The organism is Deinococcus aestuarii, from assembly GCF_018863415.1.
Taxonomy (GTDB): Bacteria; Deinococcota; Deinococci; order Deinococcales; family Deinococcaceae; genus Deinococcus; species Deinococcus aestuarii.
On sequence record NZ_JAHKSN010000013.1, the window covers coordinates 65,631 to 87,586 of the forward strand.

Annotated in this window: 23 protein-coding genes; 15 read left to right on the top strand and 8 right to left on the bottom strand. The window is 71.8% G+C overall.

The genetic code is table 11. The annotated features are described in order from the left end of the window. The first annotated feature begins 64 nt into the window (after nucleotides 1-64). From IC605_RS15540 to IC605_RS15565, 6 genes are all read left to right on the top strand, one after another. Nucleotides 65-952, top strand: a complete 888-nt coding sequence (locus IC605_RS15540) for an alkaline phosphatase family protein (protein ID WP_216326126.1) — start codon at nucleotides 65-67, stop codon at nucleotides 950-952. A 44-nt stretch (nucleotides 953-996) separates the two neighbouring features. After that, nucleotides 997-1,563, top strand: a complete 567-nt coding sequence (locus IC605_RS15545; RefSeq protein ID WP_216326129.1) for a hypothetical protein — start codon at nucleotides 997-999, stop codon at nucleotides 1,561-1,563. Nucleotides 1,564-1,568: 5 nt separating this feature from the next. Continuing rightward, complete coding sequence (locus tag IC605_RS15550) at nucleotides 1,569-2,243, top strand: ABC transporter ATP-binding protein (protein ID WP_343216633.1); 675 nt, start codon at nucleotides 1,569-1,571, stop codon at nucleotides 2,241-2,243. Next, nucleotides 2,236-3,006 carry an ABC transporter ATP-binding protein gene (locus tag IC605_RS15555; protein ID WP_246580912.1) on the top strand — a complete coding sequence of 257 codons (771 nt, stop codon included), beginning with the start codon at nucleotides 2,236-2,238 and terminating at the stop codon, nucleotides 3,004-3,006. The genes IC605_RS15550 and IC605_RS15555 overlap by 8 nt, the downstream gene beginning before the upstream one ends. After that, complete coding sequence (locus tag IC605_RS15560; protein ID WP_216326136.1) at nucleotides 3,003-5,639, top strand: FtsX-like permease family protein; 2,637 nt, start codon at nucleotides 3,003-3,005, stop codon at nucleotides 5,637-5,639. The genes IC605_RS15555 and IC605_RS15560 overlap by 4 nt, the downstream gene beginning before the upstream one ends. Before the next feature lie 82 nt (nucleotides 5,640-5,721). Then, nucleotides 5,722-6,315, top strand: a complete 594-nt coding sequence (locus IC605_RS15565; protein WP_216326139.1) for a DedA family protein — start codon at nucleotides 5,722-5,724, stop codon at nucleotides 6,313-6,315. A 114-nt stretch (nucleotides 6,316-6,429) separates the two neighbouring features. Here the strand turns inward: IC605_RS15565 and IC605_RS15570 are convergent, their stop codons facing one another. Both IC605_RS15570 and IC605_RS15575 read right to left on the bottom strand, forming a co-directional pair. Beyond that, on the bottom strand, nucleotides 6,430-6,624 hold the full coding sequence (locus IC605_RS15570; RefSeq protein WP_216326142.1) for a hypothetical protein: 195 nt from the start codon (nucleotides 6,622-6,624) through the stop codon (nucleotides 6,430-6,432). A gap of 327 nt (nucleotides 6,625-6,951) precedes the next feature. Further along, nucleotides 6,952-7,491, bottom strand: coding sequence for a hypothetical protein (locus IC605_RS15575; RefSeq protein ID WP_216326145.1), 540 nt, complete (start codon nucleotides 7,489-7,491; stop codon nucleotides 6,952-6,954). 641 nt (nucleotides 7,492-8,132) lie between these two features. On the opposite strand from IC605_RS15575, the gene IC605_RS15580 reads away from it, so the two are divergent. The 7 genes from IC605_RS15580 (at nucleotide 8,133) to IC605_RS15610 (ending at nucleotide 14,157) form a co-directional block, all read left to right on the top strand. Next, nucleotides 8,133-8,801, top strand: a complete 669-nt coding sequence (locus tag IC605_RS15580) for a phosphatase PAP2 family protein (protein WP_216326148.1) — start codon at nucleotides 8,133-8,135, stop codon at nucleotides 8,799-8,801. After that, nucleotides 8,798-9,310 (top strand): winged helix-turn-helix domain-containing protein, encoded by a 513-nt coding sequence (locus IC605_RS15585; RefSeq protein ID WP_216326151.1) that lies wholly within the window; start codon nucleotides 8,798-8,800, stop codon nucleotides 9,308-9,310. The genes IC605_RS15580 and IC605_RS15585 overlap by 4 nt, the downstream gene beginning before the upstream one ends. A gap of 109 nt (nucleotides 9,311-9,419) precedes the next feature. Next, nucleotides 9,420-10,091, top strand: a complete 672-nt coding sequence (locus tag IC605_RS15590) for a hypothetical protein (RefSeq protein ID WP_216326153.1) — start codon at nucleotides 9,420-9,422, stop codon at nucleotides 10,089-10,091. A gap of 5 nt (nucleotides 10,092-10,096) precedes the next feature. Then, on the top strand, nucleotides 10,097-11,065 hold the full coding sequence (locus tag IC605_RS15595; RefSeq protein WP_216326156.1) for a PIG-L deacetylase family protein: 969 nt from the start codon (nucleotides 10,097-10,099) through the stop codon (nucleotides 11,063-11,065). A gap of 98 nt (nucleotides 11,066-11,163) precedes the next feature. Further along, complete coding sequence (locus IC605_RS15600) at nucleotides 11,164-12,492, top strand: glycoside hydrolase family 1 protein (RefSeq protein ID WP_216326159.1); 1,329 nt, start codon at nucleotides 11,164-11,166, stop codon at nucleotides 12,490-12,492. Further along, nucleotides 12,489-13,229: an SDR family NAD(P)-dependent oxidoreductase gene (locus IC605_RS15605; RefSeq protein WP_216326162.1), complete on the top strand. Its 741-nt coding sequence runs from the start codon at nucleotides 12,489-12,491 to the stop codon at nucleotides 13,227-13,229. Before IC605_RS15600 ends, IC605_RS15605 begins: the two co-directional genes overlap by 4 nt. Nucleotides 13,230-13,320: 91 nt before the next feature. After that, the gene (locus IC605_RS15610; protein WP_216326165.1) at nucleotides 13,321-14,157 is read left to right on the top strand and encodes an MIP/aquaporin family protein; all 837 of its coding nucleotides are present in this window, start codon (nucleotides 13,321-13,323) and stop codon (nucleotides 14,155-14,157) included. Nucleotides 14,158-14,391: 234 nt separating this feature from the next. Here the strand turns inward: IC605_RS15610 and IC605_RS15615 are convergent, their stop codons facing one another. Together IC605_RS15615 and IC605_RS15620 are read right to left on the bottom strand one after the other, a co-directional pair. Then, on the bottom strand, nucleotides 14,392-15,129 hold the full coding sequence (locus IC605_RS15615; protein WP_216326168.1) for an alpha/beta hydrolase family protein: 738 nt from the start codon (nucleotides 15,127-15,129) through the stop codon (nucleotides 14,392-14,394). A 317-nt stretch (nucleotides 15,130-15,446) separates the two neighbouring features. Continuing rightward, nucleotides 15,447-16,481, bottom strand: coding sequence for a S8 family serine peptidase (locus IC605_RS15620; protein WP_216326171.1), 1,035 nt, complete (start codon nucleotides 16,479-16,481; stop codon nucleotides 15,447-15,449). Between the two features lie 257 nt (nucleotides 16,482-16,738). Between IC605_RS15620 and IC605_RS15625 the strand changes: the two genes are divergently transcribed. Continuing rightward, nucleotides 16,739-17,377 (top strand): GNAT family N-acetyltransferase, encoded by a 639-nt coding sequence (locus IC605_RS15625; protein WP_216326174.1) that lies wholly within the window; start codon nucleotides 16,739-16,741, stop codon nucleotides 17,375-17,377. Nucleotides 17,378-17,459: 82 nt separating this feature from the next. On the opposite strand, the gene IC605_RS25155 is transcribed toward IC605_RS15625, so the two are convergent. Continuing rightward, nucleotides 17,460-18,074 carry a DedA family protein gene (locus IC605_RS25155; protein WP_216326185.1) on the bottom strand — a complete coding sequence of 205 codons (615 nt, stop codon included), beginning with the start codon at nucleotides 18,072-18,074 and terminating at the stop codon, nucleotides 17,460-17,462. Between the two features lie 34 nt (nucleotides 18,075-18,108). Continuing rightward, complete coding sequence (locus IC605_RS15635) at nucleotides 18,109-19,323, bottom strand: polysaccharide deacetylase family protein (protein WP_216326188.1); 1,215 nt, start codon at nucleotides 19,321-19,323, stop codon at nucleotides 18,109-18,111. Between the two features lie 160 nt (nucleotides 19,324-19,483). Here IC605_RS15635 and IC605_RS15640 point away from each other — a divergent pair, with 160 nt between their 5' ends. Continuing rightward, a complete protein-coding gene (locus tag IC605_RS15640; RefSeq protein ID WP_216326191.1) occupies nucleotides 19,484-19,987 on the top strand; it encodes a PepSY domain-containing protein in 504 nt (167 codons plus the stop codon). Between the two features lie 54 nt (nucleotides 19,988-20,041). On the opposite strand, the gene IC605_RS15645 is transcribed toward IC605_RS15640, so the two are convergent. After that, complete coding sequence (locus IC605_RS15645; RefSeq protein ID WP_216326194.1) at nucleotides 20,042-20,839, bottom strand: mechanosensitive ion channel family protein; 798 nt, start codon at nucleotides 20,837-20,839, stop codon at nucleotides 20,042-20,044. A 70-nt stretch (nucleotides 20,840-20,909) separates the two neighbouring features. Then, nucleotides 20,910-21,935 (bottom strand): hypothetical protein, encoded by a 1,026-nt coding sequence (locus IC605_RS15650; RefSeq protein ID WP_216326196.1) that lies wholly within the window; start codon nucleotides 21,933-21,935, stop codon nucleotides 20,910-20,912. Nucleotides 21,936-21,956: the final 21 nt, after the last annotated feature.

Consider the following 21,956-nt stretch of genomic DNA (forward strand, 5'->3'; position numbering starts at 1 on the left):
CGATCTCGTGGACGAACAGGGAGGCTTCAGCCCACGCGGCGTGGTTCCGGTGGGAGCATCCGTCGTGCGACGGGCTCGCCGCCTGTGGTGGGTGTGCCCCGTGCTGCTAAGCACAGCGGTGGCCCAACCTAAAAGCCTGCCGCCCTTCTCGCACGTGTTCGTGCTGGTGCTGGAAAACACCTCGGCGGGGGACGTGCTGGGCAACCCCAACCTGCCGACCCTGAACGCGCTCGCGCGGGAGTACGGTCTCGCCACGAACTACACAGGGGTCGCCCACCCCAGCCTGCCCAACTACGTGGCCCTGCTCTTCGGCAGCACCCTCGGCAGCCGCAGCGACGACCCCCGCCAGCGTTTCCCCGGGGACAACCTCGCCCTGCAACTGGAGCACGCGGGGAAGACCTGGAAGGGGTACATGCAGGGGTTGCCCGGCCCCGGGTGGGACGGCCCTTCGGCGGGCACCTACGCCAAGAAGCACAACCCCCTGATGCTCTCCTCCGAGATTGCCGGGAACCCGGCCCGCGCCCGGAGGGTGGTCCCCCTGGAGGAGCTGGACGCCGACCTGCGTTCCGGGACCGTCCCCACCTTCGCGCTGATCGTGCCCGACCTGTGCCACGACCTGCACGGGGCGCTGACCTGCTGGCGTGGCTCCGGGCTGGAGCGGGCCGGGGACGCCTTCGTGCGCGAGTGGGCCGCGAAGATCATGGCCTCCCCCGCCTGGAAGGACCACGCCGCCCTGGTGATCACCTTCGACGAGGGGGGCGGCGGAGACCGGGCCGGGGGTGGGGGCAACGTGGCGACGGTCGTGGTGACGAGTGGCGGCCCGCGCGGGGTGCGGTCGAACCGGCCCTCCAACCACTACAGCCTGCTGCGGACCCTGGAGGACGCCTGGGGGCTGCCCCCGCTGCGCGAGGCCGCGCGGGCGACGCCCATGACCGACCTGTTCACGCGCTGAGGTTCCTATACCGCCTTTATACCGGGCGGGCCTACGGTCGGGGCATGAACAAGAACCAAGGTCTGGTGCGGCCCGCAGCGACGTTCGCCCTTCTCATCCTGGTCTCCGGCGCCCTCGCGCAGACGCAGGTGGCCCCCGAAACCCACCCGGTGGGCGACATCCCCGACTCGCAGGCGTTCGTGCGGTATACCAACGCGCCGGGCGGCTACAGCCTGGAAGTCCCCGAGGGCTGGGCGCGCCGTGACCAGGGTCCGGCGGTGAGCTTCACCTCCAAGTACGGCACCGTCGAGGTGACGGCCCGGAAAGCGACGGGGACTCCGAGTGTCGCGGCGGTCCGGGCGGGCGACCTCGCCGCGCTGGCCCGGACGGACCCCAGCGTGAAGGTCACCCTGGTCAAGGCGGCGCCGTTGCCCGCCGGGAACGCCGTGCTGGCTCGCTTTACCTCCACCTCCGCCCCGAACGCGGTCACGGGACGGCGCGCCGCGCTCGACAACGACCTGTACGTGCTCACCAAGAACGGGCGCGAGGTCGTCCTGCGGATGAGTGCCCCCAGGGGGGCGGACAACGTGGACGCCTGGAACCGGGTCGCGCGTTCGTTCGCGTGGAGGTGAGGGCCGTGTCCATCCTGGAGGCCGTGGACCTGTACCGCTTCTACCACGTGGCGGACGAGGAGGTGCGCGCCCTGCGCGGGGTCAGCCTGGACGTGGCGCCGGGAGAACTGGTCGCCTTGCTGGGCGCCTCCGGCAGCGGCAAGAGCACCCTGCTCGCCTGCCTGGCGGGCCTGGACGACCCGGACGGCGGCGCGGTGACGGTGGCGGGCGAGCGCCTGACCCGGCGGCCCGAGGCGCAACGGGCGGGGGTGCGGGCCCGGCACCTGGGCGTGATGTTGCAGGGCGGGAACCTGCTCGCGCACCTCAACGTGCTCGACAACGTGACCCTGACGGGGCGGTTGCTGGGGCAGCCGGGCGAGGCCCGCGCGCTGGAGTTGCTGGGGCAGCTCGGGCTGGACCACCGGCGGCGCTCCTTTCCGGCGCAGCTCTCCGGGGGGGAGGTCGCGCGCGCCTCGCTCGCGGCGGCCCTGGCCCACCGCCCCGCCGCGCTGCTCGCCGACGAGCCGACCGCCGAGGTGGACGCGGCGACCGAGGAACGGGTGATCGGCGTGATTGAGGCGTTCGTGCGGGGGGAGGGGCACGGCGGACGCTGCGCCGTCATCGCCACCCACAGCCCCCGGCTGGCCGCCCGGGCGGGCCGCGTGCTGCGGCTGAAAGACGGGAGGTGGCAGGATGCGTGAATCCAGGATGGTGGAAGTTTCACCCCAGCAGCTGACCCCCGGGCCCGTTCCCTCAGGCGCGGCGTCGCCCCGGCCGGTGGACGCGGCGGCCACTCCGCTGGCCGAGGCGCACGGGGTGGGCCGGACCTTCACCGTGGGCGGGCAGGAGGTCACCGCCCTGCGGGAGACGACGCTCCAGGTGCGCCCCGGCGACCGGATCGCGCTGCTGGGCCCGTCCGGCAGCGGCAAGAGCACCCTGCTGCACCTGCTGGGTGGCCTGGACACACCGACCACGGGGACGGTGAGCTGGCCCGCGCTGGGTGAGGCAGGCAGCCTGCGGCCCGGCAAGGTGTCCTTCGTCTTCCAGGCCCAGAGCCTGATGCCGCCCCTGACCGCGCTGGAGAACGTGGCGCTCCCGCTGCTCCTCACGGGAGCTGCGCCGCAGACGGCCACCGAGGAGGCGAGGCGGGCCCTGGACACCCTGGAGTTGCTGCCGCTCGCCGATCAGCTTCCAGAAGAACTCTCGGGCGGACAGGCCCAGCGGGTCGCGGTCGCGCGGGCGCTCGTCACCCGTCCCCGCCTGATCCTGGCCGACGAGCCGACCGGGCAGCTCGACTCCGTGACTGCCGGGCACCTGATGGACGTGCTGCTGGGCGCCCTCGATCCCGGCGCGGCGCTGGTGATGGCGACCCACGACGAGGCCGTCGCCCGGCGCCTCGACACCATCTGGCGCATGGACGGCGGTCAATTCCTGAGCCGGGCCACCAAGGAGGGACCCTCATGATCAGTCTGTGGCTCCGCGGTTTGATCGCGCGCCGTCCCCTGCGCCTGTGGGGCAGCGCGCTGGGCATCGCCCTGACCGTCGCCTTCCTGGCCTTCCTGCTCTCGTTCATCGCGGCGGGGACGGCCAACATGACCCGCCGGGCCATCCAGTCGGTCCCGGTGGACTGGCAGGTGCTGCTGGGGCAGAACACGGGGCGCGCCCAGGCCGAGGCCGCCATCCGCGCCGCCACCCCGGTCCGGACCCTCCAGGCCGTCGGCTATGCGGACGTGCCCGGCTTCACGGCCAACACGGGCGGCACCGTCCAGACCACCGGGGCGGGCAAGGTGCTGGGATTGCCGGTGGGCTACCGCGCCGCCTTCCCCACCGAGCTGCGCCCCCTGATCGGCTCGCCGGACGGCGTGGTGCTGTCGCAGCAGACGGCGGCCAACCTGCACGCCGCCGTGGGCGACACGGTGAACATCGGGCGCTACGGGGCCGCCCCGGTGGGGCTGCGGGTCGCCGGGATCGTCGACCTGCCGCAGGCCGACTCGCTGTTCCAGGCGGTCGGGGCGCCGAAGGGCCTCGCGCCCCAGGCGCCGCCGGACAACGTGGTGCTGCTCCCGCGCGCCCAGTGGGACGCCCTGTTCGCCCCGCAGAAGACCACGCGGCCCGACACGGTGCGCGAGCAGCTCCACGTCCGGCTGGGCACCGCCCTCCCCAACGATCCGGGCCGGGCCTTCGCACTCGCCGGGACGCTCGCCAACAACGTCGAGGCACGGCTCTCGGGCGGGGCGGTGGTCGGCAACAACCTCGCGGCCAAGCTCGACGGCGCGCGCGGGGACGCCCTGTACGCCCAGGCGCTGTTCCTGTTCCTGGGGCTGCCGGGGGCGCTGCTCGCCGGGGCGCTGACCCTGAGCGTCGCGGGGGCGAGCGCCGGGCAGCGCCGGACCGAGGCGGCCCTGCTGCGCGTCCGGGGAGCGGGCGACCGCACCATCCTGCGGCTGGGGGCGGCGGAGGCCCTGCTGGTGGCGGGCGTCGGCACCGTGCTGGGCGTCGTGGCCTACGTGCTGCTCTCGCCCCTGGTCACGCCGGGCACGGCGGTGAGCGTCCCCCTGCTCGCGCTGCCCGTCCTGGCGGGGCTGCTCCTCTCGCTGCTGGCCGTGCTGCTGCCCACCCTGGGCGCGGTCCGGTCGTCCACGGTCGCCGCTCAGCGGCAGGTCGTGGGCCGGGCGGGCACGCCGCTGTGGCAGCGCCTGTACCTCGACCTGCTGCTGCTCGTCGTCGCCGGGGTGATGTTCTGGCGCAGCGCCGCCGGAGGATACCAGCTCGTGCTCGCGCCGGAGGGCGTCACCCAGGCGAGCATCCAGATCGAGGCTTTTGTCGCGCCGCTGGCCCTGTGGCTGGGTGGCACCCTGCTGGCGATGCGGCTGCTGGGCCTGCTGCTGCGCCGGGGCGCCCTGACCCGGCTGCTGCGGCCCGTGGCCGGAACCCTGGCGGGGACCGTCGCGGCCGCGTTGGGGCGGCAACGCTCGCTCCTGACGCGCGGGGCGGCGCTCGTCGCGCTCGCCACGGCGTTCGCGGTCTCCACCTCGATCTTCAACGCGACCTACAACGACCAGGCGCGGGTGGACGCCGTGCTCACCAACGGGGCGGACGTGACGGTCACGGGCACCGCGAACGGCCCGGCCGGACCGCGCCTCGCCGCCCTGGGGGCCCTGCCGGGCGTGGCGGGCACCCAGCCGCTGATCCACCGCTTCGCCTACGTGGGCGCGGACCTCCAGGACATCTACGGCATCGACGCCGCGCACTTCACCGATGTCAGCCGCCTGTCGAACACCTACTTCAAGGGCACGACGGCGCAGGGGGCGCTGGCGAAGCTCCAGGGCCGCCCCGACGCCCTGTTCGTCTCGCAGGAGACGGTCAACGACTACCAGCTCTCGCTCGGCGACCGGCTGAACCTGCGGCTGCTGAACGCCCGCACCCACCAGTACGGGATCGTCCCCTTCACCTTCGTCGGCGTGGTGCGCGAGTTCCCCACCGCCCCCAAGGACTCCTTCCTGGTCGCCAACGCGAGCTACCTGGCCCGGACGACCGGGAACCCGGTGGCCGAGGTGGCGCTCCTCAAGGTGAGCGGCTCCCCGCAGGCGGTGGTGGACGCCGCGCGCCGGGCGACCCAGGACCTCCCCGGCGTGACGGTCACCGACCTCGCTACGGTGCGCAGCCGGATCGCGTCGGGCCTCACAGCGGTCAACCTCGCGGGCCTGTCGCGCATCGAGCTGGCGTTCGCGGCCCTGCTGCTCGCCGGATCGACCGGGCTGGTGCTGGCCCTCGGGCTCGCCGAGCGCCGCCGCACCTTCACGGTGCTGGGGGCCCTGGGCGCCAACCAGCGGCAGCTCGGCGCGTTCCTGTCGGGCGAGGCGCTGGTCGTCGTGGGACTCGGCGGGGTGCTGGGAGGTGTGATCGGCCTGGGCGTCGCGCAGACGCTGATCAAGCTGCTCCAGGGCGTCTTCGACCCGCCGCCAGAGGTGATGGTGCTGCCCTGGCCCTACCTGGTGGGCCTGCTGGCCGCCGCCGCGCTGAGTACCCTGGCCGCCCTGCGGCTGGCGCGGGCCGCCTCCAACCGGAGGGTGACCGAGGTGTTGCGGGCAGGCTGAGGAACCATCGGAGGGGGAGTGGCCTGAGCCACTCCCCCCCTCGGTATACGCGTTCTTTACCTCGGCTCTCTAGGGTGGGGGCATGGTCGACCTTCCCCAGCTCCTGCTCAGCGCCTCGTACCTCGGCATCTTCGCCATCGTCTTCGCCGAGAGCGGGCTGCTGATCGGCTTTTTCCTGCCGGGCGACAGCCTGCTGATCACGGCGGGCATCCTCGCCCAGCAGGGCAGCCTGCACCTGGCGGGCGTGATGCTCGCGGTGGCCCTGGGCGCGATCATCGGGGACAGCACCGGGTACTTCATCGGGCGCCGCTTCGGCCCGGCGGTCTTCAGCCGCCCCGACAGCCGCCTGTTTCGCCCCGAGTACGTGGCGCGCACCCAGGCGTTCTTCGAGCGCTACGGGGGCTTCTCGCTGATCCTGGCCCGCTTCGTGCCGGTGGTGCGCACCGTGGCGCCGACGTTCGCCGGCGTAGGGCAGATGCCCTACGCCCGGTTCCTGGCCTACAACATCGCGGGCGGGCTGCTGTGGGCGACCAGCGTGCCGCTGCTGGGCTACTGGCTGGGCGGCCTGATCCCGCACCTCGACCGCTACATTCTGCTGGTGGTCGGCGTGGCCGTCGTCCTGAGCCTGATCCCGGTGGGGCTGGAGCTGCGCAAACTGCGCGCGGGGCGGCAGTGAGCCGGGTGGGCCCAGCGCCCGTCTCCTGATCCGGGGTGGGCGCCGCTCCTCTCAGCCTGTTCAGGATGAGGGCCAGCGCCCCACCCTCGCGCGCGCCGCCACTGGCCCCAACCGCTACTTGCCGAATTTCCTGACCGCCTCCTTCAGGCTGCCGAACTCCCCGGCCAGGTAGGACCACTTGGCGCCGCCCTTCGGTTTGGAAAACTGGGCGTTCAGCTTCCAGAACCTGGGGTCGGTGTGCTTCTCCAGGTGAATCCGGTGGATGGCATTCACGTCGCTGCCGTCCTCCAGCTTGATGAACTTCGCCATGCTCCAGCTTAAGCGGCTCCCCTCGTGACGTCAGGAGGTAGGCAGGCTGAGCCCCATCGAACAGCAGAAATGCGAAACCACTTCCTCCGCTTCCGGGAGCCAGGAGAAAACATCCTCTCCCGAACAGCGAGGGGGTGACACCCGCCGGGCATTGACCCTGTGCCCGGTTTTGGCTATGATGACGCTGTCAGGGTATGCGCTGAACACGGGATGACCGTGCGCTCTGGCACCGCCCGAGAGGGTCCCTACCCGAGAGTGGGATAACCAAGAGGATCAGTTCCAGTTCAACTTCAAAAGCGACGGCACACCTCAGGTGTGCCGTCGCTTTTACCTTTGCACCTTGACCGGTCTGTTCATCTGGGTGTTGTAGAGCAGGAACTCGAACTTGACCGGCTTCGTCTTGGGCCGGTTTTCCAGCTTGTCCGCGTCTCGTGGAAAAGCACTCTCCACGATCAGCCTGAGCTGCCTGCTGCCCTGCTCCTTGTAGGGTTTGAAGTACACCTCGTACTCCACCTTCTCACCCTCCCGCGACGTGACCTCGATGGTGAAGTAGTTGCCGTGTCCGGTGTGAAAGCATTTCCTGCCCATCAGGTCCCGGACCAGGGCGGGCAGTTGCCGCGACAGCTCGTAGCGCAGGGTGTCGAAGCTGCGGTAGTCACGGTTGGTGACGTGCCGGTACTCTAGCGTGGGGTCGTCTCCAGGCTTTTTCTTCTCCGTGAAGCAGTGATGGCCGAAATGCACGAACACCCGGTACGTGACGGCGGGTTTGCCGTCCTGGGCAGGTTTGACGTATTCGCAGGTGAAGCCGTCGAGGTGGCTGAGGTCGTAGACCTGCTCCTGGTAGAGAAAGGGCGGCCATTTCGTCATTCCGGGGCAGGATAGTGTGCCTCTCAGGGAGCGCCCAGCGGCCTGAGCAGCCCCTGCACCTCCTCAAGCCGCCCGGGGTGCCGACGTCGCGGACCGAAAGGCATTCGACCCGGCCCAGAGGGTCCCGCGCGAAGTGGAGGCGCTCCGGCCCGTCGCGGGCGCTTCGCCTTCGCGCTGTTTGCGCTTGGGTCCGTCGGGACGGGCCTGCTCGCCCTGCCGGTGCTCGCGGGCCCGGCCGCCTTCGCGGTGGGCGAGGCGCTGCGCTGGCCCAAAACCCCCTGGAGGCCCGGGGCTTCCATCTCGTGCCGAGTGCCTCGGCCCTGCTCGAAGTGGGGCCGACCTTCACGCCAGTCGACCCCGTCCGCGCGCTGTTCCTTGTGGCAGTCGTCAACGGGGTGGCGAGCGTCCCGGTAATGGCGGTGATGCCGCTGACCTCAAGCCGCCGGGTGCTGGGAGAATTCGTGCTGTCTCCAGGTTTGAAGGTGCTCGGCTGGGTGGCGACCCTTGCTCACGGTGAGCGCCCTGACGCTGGCGAACCTGGGGCGGTGACGTGGGGAGGCCCGGTCGCCCGTGCACCGCCCCAGTTCCCCCGTATACCGCCGCTATACCGTTCCTATACCGCCCTGCCCCATGCTGCGACCATGACGGGTTCCCTGACCGACCTGGCGAGGCGCGCGCAGCCGGCCACCCTACTGCGCTTGTTTCTCGGCGTCCTGCTGCCCCTGATCGTGCTGGGATTGATCGGCGAGGACGTGCTGGAAAGGCAGCGCTTCGCCTTCGAGACGCCCGCGATGCTCTGGCTGCACGGGCACGTGGGCGGGGCGCTGACCGCCTTCAGCGTCTTCATGAACTATTTCGGGGGCCCGGTGGTGATGGGCGCGGTGATCGTGCTGCTCCCGCTCGCCCTCTGGTTCACCCGCCACCGGCCCCAGGCGCTGTTCGCCCTGCTGGCCCTGGGCGGCGCGGCGGGCGTGCAGGCGATCATGAAGCGCCTCTTCCAGCGGCCCCGCCCCGAGCTGTGGCCGCGCCTGGTAACGGAGACGGGCGCCTCGTTTCCGAGCGGGCACAGCACCGTCGCGGCGGCGCTCGCCGTTCTGGTGGTGATCCTGCTGTGGCACACCCGTCTGCGCTGGCCTGCCCTGGTGCTGGGCGTCACGTACTACGCCCTGATGGCCCTCTCCCGGGTCGTGCTGGGCGTGCATTACCCCACCGACGTGCTGGCTGGCGGCCTCACCTCGCTGGTGTGGGTGCTGGGCACGTACCAGATTCTGCGCGGGCGGCTCCTGCCGCAGAACGCGGGGCGTGCATGAAGCCACTCCAACCTGACGACGAGTTCCGGGCCAGCAGAGCGTTCCCAGACGGGTCGGACCTGAGGACGGCGGAGGTCAACCCACCTGCCCTCTCGGCCCTCTCGCGGGCCGAGGACTGGAACGGCGCCCTGGCAGTGGAGGATCACTCCGGTCCGGTCCAGTCTTCCGTCTTCCGGGAATGGCGCTCCCCGCTGCCCCCGTCGGACCGGCAGTCCCAGACGTGGCGGCTGCCGGTTGGGTTCGTGCTCGATCTGGGGACCAGAGAGCTGTCCCGTGACGGTCTCCGGGCGGCGCTGACCCGCCGGGAGTTCGCCCTGCTCGAACTGCTGGCCCGTCATCCGGGCCGCACCTTTACCCGTGCCGAGATCATCGCGGGCGTCTGGGTCGGGAAGGTCGGAGTTCAGCCCAGGGTGATTGACGTGCACGTTCGCGCCATCCGCCGCAAGACCGTGCCGCCGATCATCGAGACCTCCCGCTGCGCCGGGTACAGGCTGGGGGCGGTCACGTGAGGTTCGGGCGCTCACGTCCGGTAGGCTGGAGCCTGTCCCTGCGGGTACGCGAACGGCTCGTGGCCCTGGGGGCTTTCCCGGTTCGCCGCGGCTGGCCTGTGGCGTGCGCGTGACCGCCGCTCCTGCCCCCGAGTCGCTGTGGCCCGCCCGGCTCGCCATCCTGAGCGTGCTGGGGCTGAACCTGCTGCTGGGCGAGCACCTGACCGCCGGGCCGAACTGGCTGCTCCCGGCGGTCGAGGTGCTGATGCTGCTGCCGCTGAGCGTCCTGCGGGGTCGCCAGCGGCGGCACCTCCACCTGCACGGGCAGCTCAACCTGGCCCTCAGCCGCGTGACCCGCCCGCTCGCCCTGGGCCTCACCGGGCTGCTGCACCTCGCCAACCTCATGTCGCTTGGCCTGCTGGTGGGGGACCTGCTGGGGGGCAGCGGCGCGACAGGCCGGGCGCTGCTGGCGGACGCGCTGAACCTGTGGGTCACGAACGTGCTGGTCTTCTCGCTGTGGTACTGGGAACTCGACCGGGGTGGCGCTCTGCGGAGAACCCACCCGGGGACCTTCCCGGACTTCCTCTTTCCCCAGGCGGGGACGGCGGGCCTGGCCCCGGCCGGGTGGCGGCCCGAGTACGTCGACTACCTGTTCGTGGCGTTCACCAACGCCGCCGCCTTCAGCCCCACCGACACCCTCCCCCTCACGCGGCGTGCCAAGCTGCTGATGACGTTCCAGGCCGTCACGTCGATGCTGACCGTGGTGCTGGTCGCCAGCCGCGCCGTGAACATCCTGAGGTGACCCCTATGCGAAGACGGCACGTCCTGATCACCACGGCGGTTCTCGGCGCGGCTGGCCTGGCGGCCTGGATCAACCTGCCCGCGGTGGGGCGGGTGTTCGACGCGGGGGCCGACCGCGTCGCGGCCCTGCCGCCCACGGCCCCCTTCCGCCCCGGTCAGCGGGTGCTGGTCCTCTCGCCGCATCCGGACGACGAGACGCTGTGCTGCGCGGGGCTGATTCAGCAGGCCCAGGCGGCCGGGGCGCAGGTGTTCGTCGCCTGGGCCACCGCCGGGGACGGGTTCGAGCTGGACGCAGCGCTGACCCGGCGCGTGGCTGACCCCAGCGGCCAGGACATGCGCGCCCTGGGCAACACCCGGGCGGCCGAGGCCCGGCGGGCCGTGGCCTTGCTGGGCGTGCCCCCGGGGCGGACCTTCATGCTCGGGTATCCCGACGGCGGGCTCTTCCGGCTTTTCACCACCCATTACGCGGAACCCTACACCGCGCCGCGCACCGGGTCGGGGGCCGTGTACGTGCAGGGGGCCCTGACGCCCGGCGCGCCGTACACCGGACGGGCGCTGGAGGCCGACCTGACGCGGGTGCTGGGCCGGGTGCAACCGGACCTGGTGCTCGCCCCCGCGCCGCAGGACTTCCATGCCGACCACCGCACCCTCTCCTACCTCGCCATGCGGCTGCTGAGCGCGCGGGGCCAGGAAGCGAGGGTGCGGTACTGGGTGGTGCACGGCGGCCTGGAGTGGCCGCTGCCCAAGGGCCTGCACCCGGAACTGGCGCTGACCCTCCCGCCGCTGGCCAAGGGGTTGCCGTGGACCCGGGCGGACCTGACCCCCGCCCAGGTGGCACGCAAACGGGCGGCCGTGGACGCTTACGGGACGCAGACGCGGGTGACGGGACGCTTCATGCGCGCCTTCGTGCGGCAGAACGAACTGCTCAGCACGGAACCGCTGCCGGAGGAGCGAGGGCTCATCGGCGGTTTTTGAAGAGCCAGGCTCCCGTGAACCCGCCGTCACCGGAGTCGGGCTCGGCGCAGACGCAGACGGCCCCTGGGTGGGCACACCCTGAAAGGAGAACAATCCGCTTGATCTACTTCATGTTCGCGACCGGCATCGAAAACTCGTACCCCACCATCCAGGGCGGCCGGGTCCGCATGGACGAGCTGGAGAAGTGCCGCCACTACGATTTCTGGAAAAAAGACTTCGACCTCGTGCAGGACCTCGGTATCTCGTACCTGCGTTACGGCCCGCCCATTCACAGGACCTGGCTGGGACCTGACCGGTACGACTGGAGCTTCGCCGACGAGACCTACGCCGAGCTAAGGCGCCGGGACCTCACCCCCATCACCGACCTGTGCCACTTCGGGGTGCCGGACTGGATCGGCAACTTCCAGAACCCCGACTTCCCGGCGCAGTTCGCGCGCTACGCCCGTGCCTTTGCCCTGCGCTATCCCTGGGTGCAGCTCTACACGCCCGTCAACGAGATGTACATCTGCGCGCTGTTCTCCGCCAAGTACGGCTGGTGGAACGAACAGATGACGACGGACACCGCCTTCGTGACGGCCCTGGGGCATATTGTCAAGGCGAACGTCCTCGCCATGCAGGCCATCTTGGAAGTGCGCGCCGACGCCATCTTCATCCAGAGCGAGTCCACGGAGTATTTCCACGCCGAGAATCCGGCCGCCATCGCCCCCGCTGAACTCATGAACGAGGTCCGCTTTCTGTCGCTCGACCTCAACTACGGGCACCGGGTCTCCTCCCAGATGTACGAGTACCTGCTCGACCACGGCATGACGCGCGACGAGTATCACTTTTTCCTGGACGAAAACCTCAAGCACCACTGCATCATGGGCAACGACTACTACGCGACGAACGAGCATCTCGTTCACCCTGACGGAAGCACCGAGTGGGCGGGCGAGATGTACGGCTACTCGGTGATCACGGGCCAGTACTACGCCCGCTACGGCCTGCCGGTGATGCACACCGAGACGAATCTCGCCCAGGGTCCGCAAGGCGACGAGGCGGTGCGCTGGCTGCGCAAGGAGTGGGCCAACGTGCTGCGGGTGCGCAACGACGGGTTGCCCATCGTGGGCTTCACCTGGTACTCGCTGACCGACCAGGTGGACTGGGACACCGCCCTGCGCGAGAACAACGGGCGGGTCAACCCGCTGGGGCTGTACGACCTGGACCGCAACATCCGCCCGGTGGGAACTGCCTATCAGGAACTGATCGCCCAGTGGCGGGACGTGCTCCCCACCCAGAGCGTCGTGCTGTCCCTGCCGATCTTTCCGCCCAGCCAGCAGCAGCAGGGCGTGCTGCGCCGGGTGGAAAGCGGCGCCCGCGAGCGTGAGCGCCGTTCCCGCGTGGCGTCGGCCAAACGGGGCGTCCCCAACCCGGGAGGAGACGAAAAATGAGCCGTTTCGAGAACAAGACCGTGATCGTGACCGGGGCCGCGAGCGGCATCGGCCTCGCCACCGCCACCCGCTTCGCGCAGGAGGGCGCCCGCGTCGTGATCGCCGACCTGCACGGCGACCAAGCGCAGAAGGCGGCCGGGGAGGTCAAGGCCGTCGGGGCGCCGGACGCCCTGGGGGTGCCCTGCGACGTGTCGAAGCCCGATCAGGTGCAGGGGTGCGTGGCGCAGACCCTCGCCCACTTCGGCACCCTCGACGTCATTGTGAACAACGCGGGCCTGATGACCTTCAAACCGCTCACCGACCTGACCGTGGAGGACTGGACGCGGGTGCTGGCGGTCGATCTGCTGGGGGCCTTTCTCTTCATCCAGCAGGGCTTCTTGCACATGAAGCCCGGCGGCTCAATCGTGAATATCTCCAGCATCCACGCGCGCGAGACCGAGCCGCTCGTCGCCCCCTACGCGGCGGCCAAGGCGGCCCTGCTGTCCCTCACCCGAAGCGCGGCCATCGAGGGCAAGCCCCGGGGCATTCGGGTGAACGCCGTGCTGCCGGGGGCGGTGGACACCCCGATGCTGTGGGACAACCCCAACGTGAAGAGCGGCGTGGAGAAGATCAACCCGGCGGACGTGGGCCGGGCGCAGGACCTCGCGGCGGCCATCGCCTTCCTCGCCTCCGACGACGCGGCCTTTATCCAGGGCACCGGGCTGGTGGTGGATGGCGGGCGGCTCGACCACCTCTGAGGGAGGACGGCGGGCTGGAAGGGCCTGCGGACTCCCTCTTCCGGCTCCGTGCAAACCACTCCGAGAGTCCTCTCAGGGGAAGGGAGACAGGATGGCCCCGGCCAAGTTCGCGGTCGTCGACCCAGGAGCGAGAACGCCCGACGTGACTCCTCCCCCCGACCGCCCGCTGCACGGCGCGCCCTTTCCGCCGGGCCGCTTGCATCCCCGGCTGTACCTCGCCGAACTCGTCGGCACGGCGCTGCTGGTGGGGGTGGGACTGTCCATCGTGATCGTGATGTTCGGGACGGGCAGTCCGGTGACCGCGTGGCTGCCGGGGGTGGGTGAGCGGCGGTTTCTGACGGGCGCCCTGTTCGGGTCGGTGGGGGCGCTGCTCGCCCTGTCCCCGGTCGGCAGGGTGAGCGGGGCGCACCTCAATCCGGCGGTGACGCTGGCCTTCTGGCTGGAGGGCAAGCTGGCGGGACGGGACGCGGCGGGGTACGTGCTCGCGCAGCTCGCGGGGGCCGTGCTCGGCGCGCTGCCCCTGCGCCTCTGGGGAGAACTGGGACGCAGCGTAGAGTACGGGGTGACGCTGCCCGGGCCGGGCGTCTCTCCCGGCGTCGCCGTGCTGGCCGAGGCGGGCGTGACCTGCGCGCTGGTGGGGCTGATCTTCACGCTCGCCAGCCACCCGCGGCTTTGCCACCTCACGCCCCTGGCGCTGCCCGCGCTGTTCAGCGTCCTCGTGCTGGTCGAGGCGCCGCTCACGGGCACGAGCGCCAACCCGGCGCGGAGTCTGGGGCCCGCCGTCGTCGCGGGGGTCTGGCAAGGGCAGTGGGTGTACGTCGTCGGGCCATGTCTGGGAGCGGCGGTCGCCGTGGGCCTCTTGCGGCTGGAGACGTTCGGCCCCCGCCGCGTCCTCGCCGCGCGACTCGCCCATTTTCACCTGCCCTGAGGCCTCCGCCAGGGGAGGACGGGGAGGACATCCCCCGGTCCATGTCTGTGCTGGCGGCGGGCGTGGAGGAGGCGCCCTGGTCAGGCTGGTCGCCGACATGGAGGCCACCCGGCACACGCCGCCGTGTGCCGGGTGGCCTTTGTTCGTCCCGACGGGGCCGAAGGAGGAGTGGGGCTGGTCCGCCGGCGGGCGGACGCAGGCCAGAGGACCAGATGAGCCGCCCGCCCTGACGGGTCAGGGGTGAGCCTTGAAGAACAGGGCGATCTGACGCCCGATGTCCGCATTCATGTAGCCCCGCGACAGATGCGGTCCCTGCACCTGGATCACCCGGACGGAGGCGCCCGCGCCGCGGGCCAGATGAGCCAGCCGCACCCCGTTGGCGGCGCTCCGCACCGCCGTGTCCTGAGGGCTGACGACGGTGAGGAGCGGCGTCCAGCGACCCGGGAAGGTGGCGAAGTCGTTCACGGGGTCATGCCCCGCCAGGCTGGCCGCGCCGTACGCCCGCCGGACGCTGGCCGCGCGCCTGACCGAGGTGCGCACCGCGTCGCTCAGGTTGACCCGCCCCGCGACGATGGCGGTGGCCCGGACCTTCACGCCCAGCGTCTGCCGGTACGCCGTGAGGGTGGCGGGCAGGCCGCCCATCGAGATGCCGAGGGTGTAGATCCGGCCGTCTCCCTGGAAGTGCGGCCGGGCGGCCCGGTACACCCGGCGGATGTACGCCAGCGCCCCGGGGCTGCCCCAGGTCTCCTGACCGCCGTCGTTGCTCAGCAGCAGCACGTACCCCTGCACGTCGATGGCGTCCACCAGGGTGTCGAAGGGCGGGTGGGTGATTCCGTCCAGGGCCTGTCCGCCCCGCCCGTGCGAGACGATCACCAGCGGGCAGTTCGCCCGCCGGCAACGCTCCGGCACGACGAGTCTAGCCGCCCCCTGGGCGTCGGGGATGGCCCGGGTGGCCCGTCCGTCCGCTTCCACCGTCCACCCCCTGGCCGCAGCCAGGCTGAGCCGAACCGGTTCACGTCCACCGCTTGCCCGAGGGGACGTGCAGGCCGTCAGGAGCGCGGCGAGCGTCAACAGGGTCAGGAAAAGGGCCCGCGCCAGGGCAGCTCCTTGCGGCTTCAGGGACAGGGCGTTCGCGTGGGCAGGGCATCGCATGGGGTGACCGTATCCCACGTGGGTCAAGTCGAGGTATAGCGAGGGCAGGTCGGCCGCCCTGGGCGCTGGGGGAGCCCACCCCCTGAGGGAGACTCAGGTCCGCCGCCTGAGAGCGAACGCTGCGACGGCCCACCTCGTTAGCGGCGGGGCGCCAGCGAGGCCAGGGCAGGCCAACTCCTGGCCGCCTGCACGGCGGCACCCACGTCGAGGATGCCCGACCCACAGGAGTGCGGGCTCACGGCGTCGCACTGCCCACCCGCGAACGGCTGGGCAGTCTGCTCCAGGAGGCGGGTCACGGCGGCCGGGCTGAGGGTGGGCCGCTCGGCGAGCAGCAGGCTGGCCGCGCCCGCGACCAGGGGTGCGGCGAAGCTGGTGCCGGTGAGTTCGCTCTCGCCGCCCCCCGGGCGCAGCACGTCGACCCCCTCCCGGGCCGTGCCGCCCGGCGCCGCCAGGGCCACCGCCGACCCCCAGTTGGAATAGGAGGTGCGCCGTCCTCGGTCGTCGGTCGCGGCCACCGCGATGACGCCCCGGCACCCCGCCGGGGTGTTGCGGGCCGCCGGGATGTGCAGGTTGCCCGCGGAAGCCACGATCACGGTGCCCCGGGCGAGCACCTCGTCCACGGCACGCTGCATCGCCGGCGCGCACCCGGTGTGCGGCACGGTGTTCAGCGAGAACGACGCGTTGATGACGCGTGCGGGGAAAGGATTGCGAGGTGCGCCCGGCACGTCCAGCCCGGCCGCCCAGCGCAGGCCGTCCCGCGCGTCCGCCAGGGTGGTCATGTTCGCCCGGCCGATCACCCGCACGTGAACCAGGCGGGCCTGCGGGTTGACGCTGTGGACGATGCCGGCGACGGCGGTGCCGTGGCCGCCTGCCCCGCCTCTGGACGCGAGAGGGTTCGGGTCCCGGCCCGTGCCGTCACCGGCATTGCGGGGGTTGGTCACGAAGTCGTAGCCCGCCCGCTGAACCCCGTCCAGGAGGGGCTGCTCCGACATCCCCGTGTCCAGGATGGCCACCGTGACGGGGTGGGCGGCCGCAAACATCACTCCCGAGGCTGGGGGCAGGTGGATGCTGTTCAAGTTCCACGGCACCTCCGCCCGGTTGACTCCCCAGATTCCCAGGGCAGCCGACACGGTGACGGTCAGCCCGGCCCACCACACACCTTTGGTCTTCATGCCCTCAGCCTCGCCCGAGAAGGTTGAGGACCGGTATAGCGTGCCGAACTCCACGGCATCCGACGGGCGCTGCGGCACCGACCGGGAGGAACCGGGGTGCTCCGCCGGACCGATCCGAAGAGGGTTCGGGAGGCGGCCCGGCAGGACGTCTCCTCGCCGGGCCCGTTGCCGGGTGCTGCGAAGGGAGGCGCCACCGCCCTCGAGTGCTCCGGCGAGGTGCGGAACCTTCCCCAGTCGCCCTATGCTCTCCTTTTCGTATGCCTGACCTTCCACGCCTCCGTCCGGCCACCCCGACCGACCAGGCTGCCGTCGGCCGCGTGGCGTACCTGACCGGGTTTTTCGGCGAGAGCGCCGAACGCTACTTCCCGGACCCGGCCCTCTTCGCCGACCTGTGGGTGCGGCCCTACCTGGAAGAGACGGGGCCGGCGAGTCTCGTCGCGGAGGTCGGCGGCCAGGTGGTCGGCTACGTGCTGGGAGCGTCTGCCCCGAACGTGTACAGGCGCGCGCTGAGGACCGTCGTCCTGCGCCGGGTCCTTCCCCGGTGGCTGGGCGGCCGGTACACCCGGCCGCTGGCCGCCGGCCCCTACCTGCTGCGGGCGCTGCGCTTTCCCTCGCCACACGCGCCGTGGGACGTCTACCCCGCCCACCTGCATCTCAACCTGCTCCCCGCCGCACGGGGCTCCGGGTTGGGTCGGCGGCTGCTCGAAGCGCACCTTCGCGCACTCGAGGCGGCGGGAGTGCCCGGCGTTCAGCTCAGCACCACGCGCGAGAATGCAGCCGCGCTCATCCTGTACCACAAATGCGGCTTCGAGGAGGTGGCGGCCCGCGTCACCCCCTTGTGGACCCCGTGGCTGGGCCGTCCGGTCGAGCACCTCGCGCTCGCTCGCCACCTGTGAGCCGCTTCCCCCGCTGGCCCACGCGGGAGACTGATTTCGCTGGAGGCCTCGACCGGTTGAAGCGGTCGGAGGTGTTGAATTCTCAGGAGACCGGGCCGCTCATGCCGCCGAACCCCCTCCGCTGCCGTCTCCTCACCCACAACCAGCCGAGCCCCAGCACCAGGGCCACGGCCAGCCCCGCGGCCACCTCGGCCCCCACCCGTTCCAGCCGGGGGAGGAGAGCCGCGCCAAAGCGCCACAGCACCACCTGCCAGACACCGACGTGCAGCAGGGCCCCGAGAAAGCTGAACAGGACGAAGCGTGGGAAGGGGTACCGGGCCGCTCCCGCCCCGAGGGTGATGGGCGTCCGGAGCGAGCCGACCGTGCGGCTCAGGATGATGACCCCGGCGCCCCACCGGTCGAGCAGGGCCTGTGTCCGTTCCCCTTGCAGAGAACGGGTCCAGCGCGCCGGGAGGCGGTGACCGCCCCAGCGACCGGCGGCGTAGCCCAGCAGGCTGCCGCCCCAGTTGCCGAGGACGCCCCAGAAGAGCGCGGCCTCAAGCGTCGTGCGGCCCGCGTCGATCATCGCCGACTGCGCCAGCATCGGGATGACCCCGGGCACGCCCGGGACGCCCGCGCCCTCCAGGGTCAGGAGCCCGAAGGTGGCCGCGTTGAGTAGGGTGGGATCGAGCGAGGCCAGCCAGAGGCGCAGGTTCACGGTGCCCGTCCAGCCCGGGCGGTGGGCAGACGCCTCATCGCGCGAGGGCGCCCGCGGTGTCCACCCGGTAGCCCTTCTCCCGCGCGACCTTCAGCAGGTCGGGCAGGGCGGCCAAACCGTCCGGCGCGTTGTCGTGCAGCAGGATGATGCCGCCGGGCCGCAGGTTGCGCGCGAAGCGGGCCTCGACCGTCTCCACCCCGGGGTTGGCGAAGTCGCCCGGGTCGTCCGTCCAGAACACGGTGGTGAGGCCCAGCCCCCGGGCGACGTTCAGGACACGGGCGCTGTATTGCCCGCCCGGGGGCCGGAAGTACCGCACCGGCTGGCCGGTCAGGCGCGTGAGCAGGTCGTTGGTGGTCTGCAATTCCCGGGTGATCTGCGCGTCGGTGAGCCCCGGCAGCCGCACGTGGTGGTAGGTGTGGTTGCCGAGTTCGTGTCCGCCCGCCACGAGGTCGCGGATGAAATACGGGTAGGCCTCGGCATTGCGGCCGATCACGAAGAAGGTGGCCCGCGCCCCGTCCCGGCGCAGGAGGTCGAGCACCAGCGGGAAGTACATCGGGTGGGGCACATCGTCGAAGGTGAGGGCCACCTGGCGCCTCGTGGGGTCCCCCTTGTACAGCAGCCCGCCCCGCACCCCTCCGCGTGTCTGGGACAGGAGCTGGTCGAGGCGCTGGCGCAGCAGCTCGGCCTGGGTGCCGAAGAACACCGGGAGGCGTTCGAGTTCCTCGCTGGGCGTGAGTTCGGGCTCGGGAGGGGTCGTGCCGGGGTTGGTCCAGAGCCGGTCGTAGCGGCCGTCTGCAATCTCGGCCCGGAAGGTCGGCAACCGGTCGCGCGGCACCGAGAGGGTCAGCAGGGGGAGCGGGCCGCCGAAGCCCCAATACCCCTGGGCGCGGTAGACGCTCACGTCCACCTCGCCCAGGCCGGGCGCGGCGCGGAAGGTCCGCAGCACGCTCTCGGTGGCGAGGTCGAGCGCGCGCCGCCCGGTGGCCTCCCGGTCCGGCAACAACACCAGCGCGTGGGCGACGCGGAGAAAGCCGTTGCCCAGCACCTCCACCCGGCGCACCTCCGGGATGGCCGGAGTCAGGCGCAGGGTGGGAATGACCGGCGCCGCCCGGGTGCCGGGCGCCGTGGGCTGCACCGCGCCGGGGGACGTGACCTGCGGGATGGGGGCGGGCCGAGCGGGCGCCGGTTGGGCCAGGACCGTCGGGGTCAGGGCGGCCGTGATCAGCAGCAGGGGCAGGACGCGGGGCATGACTCCAGGGTACGGACCGGTCGTTAAATCCGGGTATAGCCGGATTGGCGCGGCGCTATACCAGACCTTTACCGCGTTATACGCGGTTTTTACCGTCCTCCGGCACACTCTGCCCAGGTCGAGGCACCGTGCCCGGCCAGAAACCCAAGGAGAATCCCTGATGAACAAGAACACCCGCACCGTCCTGCTCGCCCTCGCCACCTCCGCCGCCGTCGCCGTGCCGCTCGCCGGGTACGCCTTCGCGCAGAGCACCCCGGCCGTCCGCACGACGGTGGCCCAGGCCCAGACCGGCAGCCAGAACGAGGGCGCCGAGGGCAACGAGCAGAACGAGACCCCGGCCTACCGGGGCAGCATCCAGCTTCCCGCCGAGCAGCCGGGCGTGGAAACGCCCGACGCCCAGGAGGAGGCGCAGCTCCGCACCCTCGCCAAGATCACCCCGCAGCAGGCCAGCCAGGCCGCCCAGGCCGCCGTGCCCGGCACGGTCACCAGCGTCAAGCTCGAGGACGAGGACGGCAGCCTGGTGTACGCCGTGGTGATCGGCCAGACGGAGGTCGTGGTCGATGCCGGCAACGGCAAGGTGCTGCACCAGGAGGCCGCCGACAGCGAGAACGAGGCCGGGGAGACCGGGCAGGAGGGCAACGAGCAGGCCGAGACCAACGGCTGATCCAGGCCAAATTCAGGGGAGCACCTTCATGGGGTGCTCCCCTTCTCGCTGTGGTCAGGAGACAGCTTCTCCAGGGTTCGTCGCCACGTGGGCGTTCACGAGCCGGGCCAGGTCCGCGAGGACGGCGCGGCCCGCGTCATTGGGCGCGACGTAGAACACGGTTTCCCAGCCCGCCTCCGACAGGGCCACCGGGACCAGCCGGTCGTCCGGAGTAAGCACCGCCCCGGCGTCATCCAGGCTTACCCCGGGCGGCAACTTGACCGTGACGCCCTGCGAGCCTCCGGGGTGGACGATCAGGGTGGCGTCGAGAATCCGGGCGTTGGGCACCTTGATCACGCCCGCCAGGCCGGACAGCACGGTGTGCGTGAGGGTGAGGTCGCGGACCTCGCCGCCGTACTCGACGCCGCCGAAGGCCCAGGACCGGACGGTGACGCGGTCGCCGACGCGAAAGGCGCGGCTGGAGGTCAGCACCAGGCCCGCCATGACGTTCGCCAGCAGGGACTGGGCGGCCAGGCCCAGCACCACCGTCAGCACCGTGCCCCCGGCGAGCAGCCCCGTCAGCCGGAATCCCCCGGCCCCCAGCGCGACCAGGGTCACGGCGACGAGCATCAGCAGGTGAGCGATCCGCAGGGCGGGCAGCAGGTGCGGCGTGCCCACGCGCACCAGCGCCCGGCGGGCCAGCAGGGACACGCCGCGGGCCAGGAGCAGGCCGCCGACGAACAGCAGCGCGGCCGAGAGGCGGCGGCTGGTCAGGTTCGGTTGCAATTCCTCGAGGATCGACGGGCTGAGCAGGAACAGCAGCCCGGCGACGACGACGGGCCACCAGGACTCGCGGGCGGGGGCGGACGTCACGGCCCCCATCATGCCGGAACGGGGGGACCGGGATGGACCCGGGGTGGGGTCGCTTGGGCCTGGGTCCGCATCAAGAGGTAGCCGCCGAACGGGCCCAGACGAGGGCGTCCTGCACGCCGCGCGGGGTGTGCCCCTGCGCGGCGTAGAGCTTCGCGGCGGCGAGGTACTGCGCGCGGGCGGCCCCGGGGCGGCCCTGCTTGCGGTACACGTGGCCGAGCACGTACGCCGCCAGGGCGTTGTGCGGGTTCTCGCGCAACGCGGCCTGGAGCCACCGCTCGCTGCCTTGCAGCCCCGCCGGGGTGGCGCGCCCGACCCCAGTGCCCAGCAGGCCGCCGGGGGCCCGCTCGCCCCGGTAGTAGTCGAACTGCGAGCGCAGGTAGGCGAGGTCGAGGGCTGACACCCTGGAGAGCGCCACCGGCCCGCCGCCGTCGGCCCGCCGGTAGCCGGTGATCGTCTGCCCGGCCCCGTACTGGGGCAGCAGGAAGCGGTACGCCCCGTCCGCCCAGGTCAGCAGCCCCCGGTGCTCCACGAAGGGCGTCGGGTCGCTCGCGTCGATCAACAGGTCCGCGCGGCCGGACGGCAGGCGCAGCGTGGCCGTGACGTGCCCGAGGTTCGTCTCCTGACCGCTGAGGTTGCGCCAGACCATGACCGCACCGGCCTGGAGCCCTGCCTCCTGCAACAGCCCGGTGATCAGGACGCTCTGGAGCAAGCACTGCCGCTCGCCGGACCGCGCCGCGCTCGCGAACTCGAAGCCGCGTTCCAGGCTGAAGCGCGGCAGGGCGGCCTTCACGAAGCGGTGCGCCCAGGCGGCGGTCTCCCGGGCCAGCCGGTCACGGTCCGCACCCGTCGCCAGGAGGAGCTGGGCACGCCGACCGGCGAGTGCCCGGCCCAACGAGGGTTCCTTCAGGAGCAGCACGTCCTGGCGGCGGTAGGCGTCCGTGAGCCAGGCGTCGAACGAGCCGGAGAGTCCGGCCCGGCGGTAGGACTCCGCGCCGAGCGTCTGGAAGGCTCCGGAGGTCAGCGGGAGGGTGGCGGGGGCGGCCAGTGCGGCGGGGGCGAGGGCCAGCAGCAGGGCGAGGGAACGGATACGGTGCATAAGCGACCTCCAGGAAAGGGG